Genomic DNA, 12,261 nt, shown 5'->3' with positions numbered 1-12,261 from the left:
TAAAAAACCAATCTTAGTATATACGCTCAATTTCATATATCAGGCCCTTAGTGGCTTGTTTTACAAAAGTACTTCCTATTATTAGAAACTATTAGCAATGTTAAAGCGGATTATACATATAATACTGTTTTTAAGCTTAAGTGGGCTACTCTATGCCAAAGAGCAGAAGACAGTTTCGCTTTCGCTTTCTGTTGCTAAAAATAAGCGCACCTGGGCTAGTAATCAGCAAAATACGCCTCCCACTGCCGACGATGTAATTTCTGTAGATTTTCGTACTAATTATTGCCTTGTACGTTGCCTGAACGACGAACAAGACGACTGTAGCCATTTTAACACACAAGCTTATCTTTTCTTAAAAGAAAATGCTTTATCAGACATATTCGTTCAAAAAACCTTAAACTTTTTCAGTAGCCAGTCTATTTATCTGCTTAATTGTATCTGGCTTATTTGATACGCTCTTCTCGTTTCTGTTTTTATCTAATCCAAAAATATCTGAGTTTGTCAGACACCCTCTCTCATTTGCTATTTCAAATGAGCTTATAATGCTGTGTTTCAAATTACCTTATAAATAACGCGTTTCCGTGAAAAGAATAAAAAAAACTGTTTTTCTATGGCTTTTCTGTGTAAAAGCATTTGCCGCTGGCGACTCGCTAAAGATAAATCTGCGAGAGTTAGAGGAAGTGTTTTTACAGAAAAATGCCCTCTTGATGGCGCACAAATTTGATATTGATGCCAATCGTGCGGCCATCATACAAGCCAAGTTGTGGGAAAACCCCACCTTATCTTTTGAGCAGATGCTCTATAACAACCAAACCAGAAGTATATTACCTATACTAGGCTTAAACGATGCCAAGGGTTCTCCAACTACCCAGCAGGCGGTACAATTACAACAACTTTTTTATCTGGCTGGTAAACGTACCAAACGTGCCGCTTTGGCCGAAACAAGTACACAAATAGCCGAAGATGCTTACTATGATGCACTAAGAGGGCTAAAATATGAGTTACGTAATAGTTTTTATGACCTCTACTACCTTCAGAACATAATAAAGATTTATGATGAAGAAATTACTTCTTTAGTAAAAACGCTCTCAGGCATGAATACCCTACTGGAAAAAGGCATTATTCCTATCAAAGACATTACCCGTGTAAGAGCCTTACAGTTTGCGCTTGAAACTGAGCGTAAAGATTTAACAGTACAGATGCTTGAACGCCAGGCAACATTACGAATCATTACTGGTACTCGTAATGAGGTATATTTTGTACCGCAGGCCGAGAAAAACGCTATTGATGCCATTAGCCTTCAGTCGCTGACACTAGACAACCTGATTACAACTGCGCTTGAAAACCGCCCTGACCTGAAACTACAACAATCGTCACTGAAACTTGAGCAGCAGAACCTTGTTTACCAAAAGGCACTAAAAGTACCCGACTTACAAGCGGGCCTTAGCTACGACCGTGCCGGTAGTAGTGTGCCTAATTACTTTGCAGCTACTTTTCAGATAGGCTTGCCCATCTTCAATAAAAATCAAGGCAACATTAAAGCTGCTGAGTATCGGATTCAAGCCGCTCAAAAGCAAGTAGTAAGCCAGGAAGACCGCATAATTGGCGACATACAACTGGCTTACAGAAAAGCTATTGAAGCCGACCAGCTATATAAAGGCTACGACAAAGCCTTTATGATAGATTTCGACAAACTATTTGATAACGTAAAGGTGAGTTTCGAGAAACAGATTATTTCAATGCTTGAGTTCATCGATTTCTATGAATCTTATAAAAGTAGTGCAGTACAGATGAATCGCCTGCAAAACGACCGCATGAATGCCATTGAAGAAATCAATTTTATGGCAGGTAAAGACGTAATCGGTTTGCCTTAGTAACGAATTGAAGACCAGACAAAATTAATATAATGAAAAATACCAAACCAGTTATTTATTTATTCAGCTTGTTGCTTATTGGTCCGCTGGCGTTTCAGAGCTGCAAGAGCGAAAAGAAACAAGAAGAAACACCTAAAGAAGCCTTTGTATTGACCGACACCATGATGGCAAAACTAGGTTTTGACGAAGTTGCCTCAAAAGTACTTTTATCAGAAGTAAAACTCAGCGGAAAAGTAACAGCCAACGAAGACAAAGTGGCCAAGGTGTTTCCGAGGGTTGACGGCAATATCGAAAAGCTAAACGTACAATTAGGCGACTATGTACAAAAGGGGCAGGTGCTGGCTATTATTCGCAGCCGTCAGGTTGCCGAAATGGATAATCAACTTAGCATGGCCTTATCGAACCTACAAATAGCTAAAAAGAATCTTGGCGTAGAAGAAGAACTCTTCAAGTCAGGGCTTGAAGCTGAACGAAACGTGGTAAATGCTCGTCAGGAAGTACAAAAGGCTGAATCGGAGCTAAAACGTGTACACGAAACCATGAAAATATATGATATAGGCAAAGAAGCTACGTATCAGATAAAATCGCCGATTTCAGGCTTTTTGATTGAAAAAAATGCAGTAGAAGGCATGGATTTCAATATCGAAAACATTGATAATTTCTTTACTATCTCTGACCTGAGCGATATATGGATATTGGCCGATGTTTATGAAACCGACATAAACAAAGTAAAGGTAGGCTTTGAATGTGATATTACAACACTAGCCGACCCCGATAGAAAAATTAAAGGGAAAATTGACAAAATATTTAATGTGCTAGACCCCGAAAGCCGTGTAATGAAAGTGCGTATCCGCCTGCCAAACCCGGGTTATACCCTTAAGCCACAAATGTTTGCCATTGTGAGGGTGTATCATGAAGAGCCCCAAAGTATGCTGGCGATTCCTGCCAAAGCTATCATTTTCGACAAGAGCAAACAATGGGTAATGGTATATAAAGACCGTAAACATATAGAAACCCGCAGGGTAACGGTATTTAAAACCGTGGGTGACTATGCCTACATCGAGGCGGGTCTTAACGCAGGTGAGAAAATTATCTCAAACCAGCAATTATTGGTGTACGATGCGCTGAACGATTAACCCGTATTGATTAACAACAAGACAAAACATGAAAAAAGTCTTATTTATTACTATCCTATTATTAAGCTATCAAGGCTTTGCACAAAAGCCTGTTAATCAACGGTTTAATTTTCACTTTCAGCAAACAGTTGTTACACAATACCAACCGGGCGTTAATGCCGCCTATTCGGGGCCAAATAGTTTTTCGGTAAAAGAAGAAGCTCAAACCTCTGTTACCTCTACATTTTTTGTGGGTGTAAGATTAGGAAAAAACACTGAGTTTTATTTCAACCCCGAGCTAGCCGGTGGTAGTGGCCTCAGCAGAGCCACAGGTATAGCGGGTTTCCCGAATGGCGAGACTTTCAGGGTTGGTAACCCCAAGCCAACGGTTTATGTAGGTCGGGCGTATATCAGGCAATATATTCCTTTAAGCAAAGAAACCACAATGGCCGACGATGCGCCGAATCAATTAAGAGGTGTGCGCCCGGCCAAATATCTATCTTTTGCAATAGGTAAGTTTTCTTTAGCCGATTTCTTTGATGGTAATTCTTACAGCCACGACCCTCGCACACAGTTTCTGAACTGGTCGTTGATGAATCATGGCGCCTGGGACTACGCCGCTAACGTAAGAGGCTATACACAAGGTATTATGATAGAGTTTGTAAGCCCTGCTTATGCTGTAAGATACGCCGCAACCCAAGTGCCCGAAGAAGCAAATGGGGCGAAGCTAGAAAAGCAAATAGGCAAGGCACTTTCGCATCAGATAGAAGTCGAAAAGCCTTTCAGAACTGCCAAAATTCGCTTACTGGGCTACATCAATAAAGCAAATATGGGTAATTATAAACTGGCAGCACAACTACCGGTACCTGATATTACTGAAACCCGACAATATGGCCGCACAAAAGCCGGCTTCGGGGTCAATTATGAGCAACAAGTTACTAGCGACCTTGGTCTTTTTGCCCGATATAGCTACAACGATGGCCGTAACGAAACATGGGCATTTACCGAAATAGACCGCTCTGCAAGTGTAGGAATAGCCCTGAAAGGCTCTAAATGGAAACGTGAAGAAGACACAATAGGCTTGGCTGTGGTTTCAAACGGCATTTCAAAAGACCACAGAGCCTACTTGAATGCAGGCGGCTTGGGTTTTATGGTAGGCGATGGCAAACTAAGATATGGCTCTGAAGACATAGTTGAGGTTTATTATCGCTATTATTTACACGAAGACCATTTCTGGATTTCGCCCGATTATCAGTTTATTCTACACCCTGCCTATAACAAAGACCGTGGCCCGGCTAATGTCTTTGGTGCAAGAGTACATGTAGAGTTCTGACAAACAGGCTAAGCCCAATAATGGTGAAGCATAAACATTGAGTAAGCTCATTAAGCAAAATTCTCATGAATAAATTCATTAAAAATATCATAGCGTTTTCGTTAAAGAACCGCTTTTTCACATTTTTCTTTGTCGGGGCACTATCCATTGCCGGACTCGTGAGTTATCTCCACACCCCTATCGAAGCTTTTCCCGACGTAACTAACACACAAATAATTATCGTAACCGAATGGAACGGGCGCAGTGCCGAAGAAATCGAGCGCTTTGTGACTGTCCCGATAGAGGTAGCCATGAACTCTGTACAGAAAAAAACCAATGTGCGGAGTATCACAATGTTTGGGCTATCGGTTATGAAAATCATCTTTGAAGATGATGTAGACGATTTCTTCGCCCGTCAGCAGGTCAATAACCAGCTACGAACCGTGAGTCTGCCTGATGGTGTTGAACCCGATGTGCAGCCTCCGTATGGCCCAACAGGCGAGATTTTTCGCTACACTTTAAAAAGCCCTAATCGTGATTCGAAAGATTTATTGACGATTCAGAACTGGGTAATCGACCGACAGCTAAGAGCAGTGCCAGGCGTTGCCGACTTAGTAGCTTTTGGAGGTCGTGAGAAGATTTACGAAATCATGGTTAATCCGCTTCTGTTGCATAAATATGATATTACTCCTCTTGAAGTTTTCAATGCTGTTGAAAAAAGCAATGTAAACGTAGGTGGAGATGTAATAGAAAAAAACGGACAAGCCTATGTAGTAAGGGGCTTAGGTTTATTGACCAAAGAAGAAGACATCGAGAATATAATCGTCGAAAACATTAACGGCACGCCTATCTATGTTAAAAACGTAGCACAGGTAACCGAGTCAAACTTTCCACGTGTAGGGCAGGTTGGCTTAGATGATGATGACGACGTTGTTGAAGGCATTGTAGTAATGCGCAAAGGTGAAAACCCTAGTGAGGTACTGCAAAGAGTAAAAGACAAAATTGATGAGTTAAACAACAAAATTTTGCCCTCAGATGTAAAAATGGTTACGTTCTACGACCGTGACAATCTGATGAAATTTTGCACCGAAACTGTTTTACACAACTTAACCGAGGGAATTATTCTGGTTACAGTAATTGTATTGTTGTTTATGGCCGACTGGCGCACAACCGTTATTGTCTCAATCATTATTCCATTGGCCTTACTCTTTGCTTTCTTCTGTTTGCGGCTTAAAGGTATGTCGGCTAACTTGCTTTCGATGGGAGCAGTAGACTTCGGGATTATAATTGATGGTGCCGTTGTGATGGTAGAAGGTATCTTTGTATCGCTCGACCATCTCTCCCATAGGGTCGGTATGGAGCGATATAATAAACTTTCAAAACTAGGCTTAATTAAAAAGACGGGAGCCGAAATGGGTAAAGCCGTATTCTTCTCAAAGCTTATTATCATTACAGCCCTGATGCCTATTTTCAGTTTTCAGAAAGTAGAAGGTAAGATGTTCAGCCCACTAGCCTGGACACTCGGTTTTGCGCTTTTAGGTGCTTTGATATTTACGCTTACGTTAGTGCCTGTATTATGCTCTATTCTCTTAAAAAAGAATGTGAGAGAAAAGAACAACCCTATCGTAAGGTTTTTCGACAAAGGCATTACTTCATGTTTTAACTGGACTTACGCCAACAAGCGTTTAAGCGTATTGGCGTCATTCGTTATTATGGGCCTTACTTTTGCATCTACGGCATTATTAGGAACTGAATTCTTACCACAGCTTAATGAAGGTGCATTGTGGGTAGAAGCCAAAATGCCAATGAGTATGTCGCTTAACGAAACCGTAAAAATGGTACATACCTTACGCGATAAATTAGGAAAATACCCTGAAGTAAATGGTGTTTTGTCTCAAACAGGCCGCTCAAACGATGGCACTGACCCTTCAGGTTTTTACTATGTGCAGATGCAGGTAAACCTAAAGCCTAAAAAAGAATGGCAAAGGAATATTACAACCGACGGCCTGATTGAAGAAATGGACAAAGATTTGAAACAGTTTCAGGGAGTTAATTATAACTATTCACAGCCTATTATTGATAACGTAGCTGAAGCTGTGGCAGGGATGAACGCCTCTAATGCCGTGAAGATTTTTGGCAGTAATCTGGACGACCTGAATAAATATGCCGACGAAGTGCTGGAAGCCATTAAAGATGTGCCGGGTATTAAAGACATTGGTATTTTACGGAATGTAGGGCAACCCGAAATGCGGGTAAACCTGAACTTACGCCGTATGGCATTCTATGGCGTACAAACCAGCGATGCCCAAGCCGTGATTGAAATGGCTATTGGTGGCAAAACAGCCTCGGTTATGTATGAAGGCGAGCGTAAGTTTGACATCAGAATACGTTATCTGCAAGAATATCGTAAAGATGAAAATGACCTGAGCAGCCTATTGGTACCTACTACAAGAGGCACAAAAGTACCTTTGAAAGAAATAGCTACCATAGAAACCGTAACAGGCCCTGCCTTTGTGTATCGTGATAAAAACAAACGATTTATTGGGGTGAAATTCTCGGTTCGTGAAAGAGACCTTGGTAGTACTATTGCCGAAGCGCAAGCCAAAGTAGCACAAAAAGTTAAGCTAGACCGAGACACAAGCATTGAATGGACAGGTGAATTTGAGAATCAGGTGCGTGCAAGCCAACGCTTAGGGCAGGTTGTACCTCTGTGTTTGGCCGCTATTTTTGTTATTCTGTTTGTTATGTTTGGTAACGCCAAAGACGCTGGTCTGGTATTGGTAAACGTACCGTTTGCGCTGATTGGAGGTATTATGGCCCTGCATGCCACAGGTACAATTTTTGGTATTTCGGCAGGTGTTGGTTTTATAGCTTTGTTTGGTATTTGTGTGCAAAATGGGGTAATTCTGATTTCGGTTTTTAATAAAAACCTCGCTTCTCGTATGACACTCGACGAAGCTATTAAAGAAGGTGTAAAAACCAGAATACGCCCGGTTGTTATGACCGCCCTCATGGCAGCCATTGGTTTATTACCTGCGGCTATATCGACCGGAATTGGTTCTGAAACTCAGAAACCACTAGCCATTGTAGTAATCGGAGGTTTAATTTCGGCTACAATTCTTACGCTATTGGTTTTCCCAATTATTTATCGGTTCTTTTACCGCCACAATATGCATACATTGAGAGATTTGGAATAATTTATAGACCCCATCCCCGCCCCTTCCCCAACAATGGGGAAGGGAGATAAAAGTCCTCTCTCCAGTTGCAAAGGGATTTAGGGTGTGGGGTTTTCAACATTCCAACCCATCAATACCCAACATTAAACTTTATAGCGCCAAAACCCATATCGGCAAACCAACCACCTTGAAACCCACCATTGTTTATTGATTCTACCCTTATAATGTAGCTATAAAGGTTATTATCTACTATTTTGTTTACGTTGTTAGATAAAGGCACGGCATTTACATTGTCGCTATTGGTTGAAACGCAATAAATATCTTTAGCCCCACTTGCATTATTCAAAACTGTAAAGCAAGCCTGCATTCTACCACTAGCATTATTATCAAGCAAATAAGCTGTAAAGCTCTTAATTGTTGAGCCTTGCGGCAAATTCAGTGTTTTCTCAACATAATGATAACTTCCTATCGGCGACCAAGTAGCCGACGAAAAACCCGGAATATATCCTGTATTTGACTTGGTCAGTGTACCCTGATCTGAATAAGTAAATTCAAACGGCGAGATACTTACAGTTGGTTGCGCCGCTACTTTAGCCAAAACATTATCAGTTTTAATCTTTACTATACTTCTATCGGCTCCTGCCAAAGCATTGAGTCTTATTGTGCCGTTTACATCTAATGCAACACCAGGATTCGTAGTACCGATTCCTACCCTTGCCAAGCCTGATACATTCTTAAAAACAACCTCGTATTGATTTGATGCATACGATTTGAATCCGAACGTGGTAGCATCCATCATCCCCAGAAAAGCAACATTAGTATTACCTGCATTATTGGTAAAATCTATACCCGCAGGCTTGCCTGCATTTTCCCAAGCTGTTAAAGATATACGTCCGTTTTTAATTTCCAGTTTTTCTGCAGGCATTATGCCATCAGCAAGATTTATCCCTAACAATCCATTCGTTGCAAAAACAACTTTTGGGCTAGCATTGCTATTATTACCAAAGTAAATAGGATGATTACTATGGGTCTGCAAATAGGCAATTGAAGACGTATTATAAGTACCGAAACTTATAGCACCATTTGTATGATTCAAACCCTGCCCGTCCTTACGGTCTTCATAACCCTGAGCAGGGTTATATGAGCTTGACTGAGCAATTACATAGCCTGGTAATAACAACAACAAAGAGTATATAAATTTTTTCATGGTTTTAGTAAGCATAAGAGATTGTAACAGTACCCAATTGCAAATTTGAAGTTGGCCAAAAAGTAGGCGCATCGTCGCTACTTTTTTGTACTGTTATGCTAAGAATATAATACATAGTATCGCAATCGGTAGTATGATTCAAGCTTCTACTAACTTCTGCAAGAGCAGCACTTGTAGCACTACTTTTAGAATCAAAACTTCCTACTAAAAGCGAGCTGCCGGAGTTTCCGATGCCCCACAAATAAAACTTTATATAGCTTGTAGCAGAATTATCTATTAAATTAACCTTTATGTTTTCCAACTTTACACCATGAGGCAAATGCAATGGGGCAGTTAAATCAACACCACTGCCGTTAGTACTTGAATAAAAACCTAAACCCGAACTAATAGTGTAATTATCACTACCAAAACCACCGAATCTGGTATAATTCCAAGGCGTAACCTCAATCTTATCCATTTCGCCTTTTACTAAGTCACCATTAGCAGTTGCCAATAAGATAGTATTTTTTGAATCCGAGTTCTCCAATTGTGTATTGTGCACATTACCCGAGATACTAAGGGCTTCGGCAGACGGCGGTATGCCAATACCCACATTTCCGGTATTTACGTTCATCACAAAGTTTTCCACACTATTGGTGTTGATAATTCTTAAATTATCATCATCTTTCATTTCAAGTCTGAAAACAGCAATGCCATTCATATCGGTAAAGACATAGCCAGAGGGTTCACTTACAGACTTTTGACCTGTAAATCTTATTCTTCCTTTCTTAATATCGAGCCTTTCTGTGGCTGTAGACGGCCCAATACTTAGATACCCTTGTTGATTCAACCACATTAATCCGGTGCCATTTCCTATAGCAAATGCTAAAGGTGTATTGGTTGTTGTCTGAATAGTAGGAACACTAGAAGCATACGAAAATTTAAGAATTGAGGCATTATTGGTGCTTGAATGGATATATCCATTTTCGATATGCCTCAACTGTGCAGTTGGCGATAAATCGGGCGATAAGATAAGTGATTGTGCTTTTACCATATTTAGCCATAAAACAAAAGCCAGCATTAGAATCTTTTTCATAAGGGTATTAGTATGAGTAATAAAAATTAGCACGATTAAACTTAATAACATTGCCAGGCCAGGCTACGAGCGTGCTTCCGTTTAGCACCCTTAAGCGGAAAAAATATTGATAGATGTTTGTATCAATAGTTGCAGGAGAAGCTAAAAAAGCTGTTGTTTCGGCAGCAGTTGGGCTACTGCCCGAAGTAATAATGCATTGAACATCGGTCTGGTTAGTAGTACCTATATCAACTCTTACAAGGCATGTTTCAAGGTTAACGGAAGACGAATTATCAATAAAGCCTATTTTTATGCGGCTTAGAGTTACTCCATTTGGCAAATTAAAAGGAGCCATAAAAACGGGTGTCCCAGAGCTGTTTGAACTATAAAATAATCCGTAGGGAGTATCGACAGGTAAAGAAGTTGAACCCGTTCGATGAACAAAATCGCTGGCAGAAATTGTATAAATTTCATCCTTTGTACGATTCTGTAAGATACCATACTGGCTCGCCGAAACCAGATATTCAGTTAGTGGGCTGCCCAATTCAATTATTTTCATACTACCGTTAACATGCAGCCTTGTAGCCGGATTGATAGCGCCGATTCCCATAAAACCATTATTGGCTCCCAGTCTCACATTGTATTTATTATTGCCATATCCCCAGAAACCAAGATGACCGCCGTCGTCAGCCATGCCTACAAAACCTCGCAGAGCTGTACCTGTTGTATTAGTAAACTCGGTGCCCGAAGCATTAATATTATCTTTATTACCGGTAAACTTTAGTCGGCCCTGAGAAATATTAAGCATTTCGGGCGAGAAAACAGGAGGCCCTAGAGAAACCTTACTATTATAAATAACAAAGCTGTTATTTGGGTTGTTATTGGTTCTGAATGCAAGTGGCTCATCGGTATGTGCCTGAAAAATAGCCTTACCGCCAATAATAGCAGTACCTACTCTTGAAGAGCCGTTGATAACATCGAGGCCAATACCTGCCGCCTTGATTGTAAATTCGTTAAGGGCTGAGGGGTCTATGGTAATACTTTGCTGAGCCTGAGCGGCTCCAAGTAAAGCCAGAATTCCTAATAAAGTAAAGATTTTTTTCATGGTAAGAATAAATAGAATTATTTAGCAAATGACACATACATACGCTTAAAAATTAATTACGGAAATCCGTAATGGCTTGCAAAAGCAAGTAGCTAGAGGAAGAAAAAAAGAGAATTGTAATAAGAGCTTTACCTGATAAATGTAGCTATTGTAAGAGGAAGCATAAAATTTCGGAACGAAAATTTACTGGGCGGTAGATGAAAACAGCAAAAAACAAACAATATTTAGTTAAAAATAGCGTAATTTGTAATTTAGAACCTATTTGAGTAGCATCCACATACAAAGTAATTCAATTGTTGAAAAGTATGATTAACATTCTTGCCTTCTGCCTGAACCTTCTGATTTTTCAGAAGGATAGCTCGAGCATTTCTTATAAAGAGTACCAGACTGCCATTAACAATTATAAACCCTTACTGGTTGACATCAGAGAATACAGAACGAACCCTGATGAAGCCCGTCTTCGTTTTCAGCAAATCATGAAGACTTTCAAAAAAGCACACCCTACGGTAGCCTACGATTCTTCAGAAGTAAATATTTTTTTCCCTTTACTGGGCTTTGATTACAGAGCTGTTGGTGGTAGAAATGGGAGTGGTTTCCGTGGAGCAGGTTATGATTTATTCGACCAAGATGCCAAAGGGAGCCATCCGGCGCACGATATTTTTATCAAAGACAAAAATCAGGATTGTAAAGACGACCGAACCGGCGATTACGTGAGTATTCTCTCTGTAAGCGATGGGGTTGTAATAGGCACCGAAACCAACTGGCAACCTGGCAGTGAGTACAGAGGAGGAAACTATATCTGGATTTACGATACCATAACGGGTGGGTTGTGGTATTATGCACATCAGAAAGAAGTTTATGTAAAAACAGGAGATATAGTAAAGGCGGGGCAAAAAATATCTATTATTGGCCGCACAGGTTATAATGCTTATATGAAGCGTTCGGATACTCATCTACACCTTACTTATCTTGCCATAGACGAATACGGCAACCCACTCCCTATTAATACTTATGGTTGGTTGAAAAATGCGGTAACCCTACTCGACCCACGTATTGCGGCCGATTTGAAGCCATTAGCCTATAAACATAACATCAGACCTATGAAGGTAAAGCCTAAAATCTTACCTGCACTTGCATTCAAAGCGCCAATAGTAAAAAACGAGGCAACACCAAGCGACGACAAAAAGAAAAAAAGACGCTCAAAGACCTAAAGCAAATAAAACATATATAAAAAGCGGTACAACCTTTTAAAGAATTGTACCGCTTTTTTATTTATTCAAAGTGACTGAGAGCTAAAATAAACGTCTAACATATACGTGTGATGATGCATTAATTTGCATTAATGGACAAACAACGGGAGTGTAAACTGAACTGTGTCAAGTATTTTTACTACTCACTTGGAGTTGTCTTCAAGTGAG

The 12,261-nt window shown here is 40.3% G+C and carries 9 protein-coding genes; 6 read left to right on the top strand and 3 right to left on the bottom strand.

Annotation, left to right across the window (positions count from 1 at the left end; all coding sequences use genetic code 11):
• Positions 1-97: 97 nt before the first annotated feature.
• From WAE64_RS15425 to WAE64_RS15405, 5 genes are all read left to right on the top strand, one after another.
• The gene (locus WAE64_RS15425; protein ID WP_340237944.1) at positions 98-451 is read left to right on the top strand and encodes a hypothetical protein; all 354 of its coding nucleotides are present in this window, start codon (positions 98-100) and stop codon (positions 449-451) included.
• A gap of 130 nt (positions 452-581) precedes the next feature.
• A complete protein-coding gene (locus WAE64_RS15420) occupies positions 582-1,874 on the top strand; it encodes a TolC family protein (protein ID WP_340237942.1) in 1,293 nt (430 codons plus the stop codon).
• Positions 1,875-1,906: 32 nt separating this feature from the next.
• Complete coding sequence (locus tag WAE64_RS15415; RefSeq protein WP_340237940.1) at positions 1,907-3,010, top strand: efflux RND transporter periplasmic adaptor subunit; 1,104 nt, start codon at positions 1,907-1,909, stop codon at positions 3,008-3,010.
• A gap of 28 nt (positions 3,011-3,038) precedes the next feature.
• Entirely contained in the window at positions 3,039-4,322 is a 1,284-nt protein-coding gene (locus WAE64_RS15410) for a carbohydrate porin (protein WP_340237938.1), read from the top strand.
• A gap of 65 nt (positions 4,323-4,387) precedes the next feature.
• Positions 4,388-7,498 (top strand): efflux RND transporter permease subunit, encoded by a 3,111-nt coding sequence (locus WAE64_RS15405; protein WP_340237936.1) that lies wholly within the window; start codon positions 4,388-4,390, stop codon positions 7,496-7,498.
• Between the two features lie 109 nt (positions 7,499-7,607).
• On the opposite strand, the gene WAE64_RS15400 is transcribed toward WAE64_RS15405, so the two are convergent.
• Genes WAE64_RS15400 through WAE64_RS15390 form a run of 3 tightly spaced genes read right to left on the bottom strand, consistent with a single transcriptional unit; the run spans position 7,608 to position 10,843 of the window.
• The gene (locus WAE64_RS15400) at positions 7,608-8,684 is read right to left on the bottom strand and encodes a hypothetical protein (protein WP_340237934.1); all 1,077 of its coding nucleotides are present in this window, start codon (positions 8,682-8,684) and stop codon (positions 7,608-7,610) included.
• 4 nt (positions 8,685-8,688) lie between these two features.
• On the bottom strand, positions 8,689-9,759 hold the full coding sequence (locus WAE64_RS15395; RefSeq protein ID WP_340237933.1) for a hypothetical protein: 1,071 nt from the start codon (positions 9,757-9,759) through the stop codon (positions 8,689-8,691).
• Between the two features lie 7 nt (positions 9,760-9,766).
• Positions 9,767-10,843 (bottom strand): hypothetical protein, encoded by a 1,077-nt coding sequence (locus tag WAE64_RS15390; protein ID WP_340237930.1) that lies wholly within the window; start codon positions 10,841-10,843, stop codon positions 9,767-9,769.
• A gap of 305 nt (positions 10,844-11,148) precedes the next feature.
• On the opposite strand from WAE64_RS15390, the gene WAE64_RS15385 reads away from it, so the two are divergent.
• On the top strand, positions 11,149-12,054 hold the full coding sequence (locus WAE64_RS15385) for a M23 family metallopeptidase (RefSeq protein ID WP_340237929.1): 906 nt from the start codon (positions 11,149-11,151) through the stop codon (positions 12,052-12,054).
• Positions 12,055-12,261 lie beyond the last annotated feature (207 nt).

The sequence above is a fragment of the Emticicia soli genome, from assembly GCF_037860775.1.
Classification (GTDB): domain Bacteria; phylum Bacteroidota; class Bacteroidia; order Cytophagales; family Spirosomataceae; genus Emticicia; species Emticicia soli.
This window is presented reverse-complemented; position numbering and strand designations above follow the sequence as displayed.

Bases quoted from the DNA above. Each gene is read 5' to 3' on its own strand.
- WAE64_RS15425 (WP_340237944.1), top strand. From the start codon at position 98: ATGTTAAAGCGGATTATACATATAATACTGTTTTTAAGCTTAAGTGGG.
- WAE64_RS15415 (WP_340237940.1), top strand. From the start codon at position 1,907: ATGAAAAATACCAAACCAGTTATTTATTTATTCAGCTTGTTGCTTATT.
- WAE64_RS15410 (WP_340237938.1), top strand. From the start codon at position 3,039: ATGAAAAAAGTCTTATTTATTACTATCCTATTATTAAGCTATCAAGGC.
- WAE64_RS15405 (WP_340237936.1), top strand. From the start codon at position 4,388: ATGAATAAATTCATTAAAAATATCATAGCGTTTTCGTTAAAGAACCGC.
- WAE64_RS15400 (WP_340237934.1), bottom strand. From the start codon at position 8,684: ATGAAAAAATTTATATACTCTTTGTTGTTGTTATTACCAGGCTATGTA.
- WAE64_RS15395 (WP_340237933.1), bottom strand. From the start codon at position 9,759: ATGAAAAAGATTCTAATGCTGGCTTTTGTTTTATGGCTAAATATGGTA.
- WAE64_RS15390 (WP_340237930.1), bottom strand. From the start codon at position 10,843: ATGAAAAAAATCTTTACTTTATTAGGAATTCTGGCTTTACTTGGAGCC.
- WAE64_RS15385 (WP_340237929.1), top strand. From the start codon at position 11,149: ATGATTAACATTCTTGCCTTCTGCCTGAACCTTCTGATTTTTCAGAAG.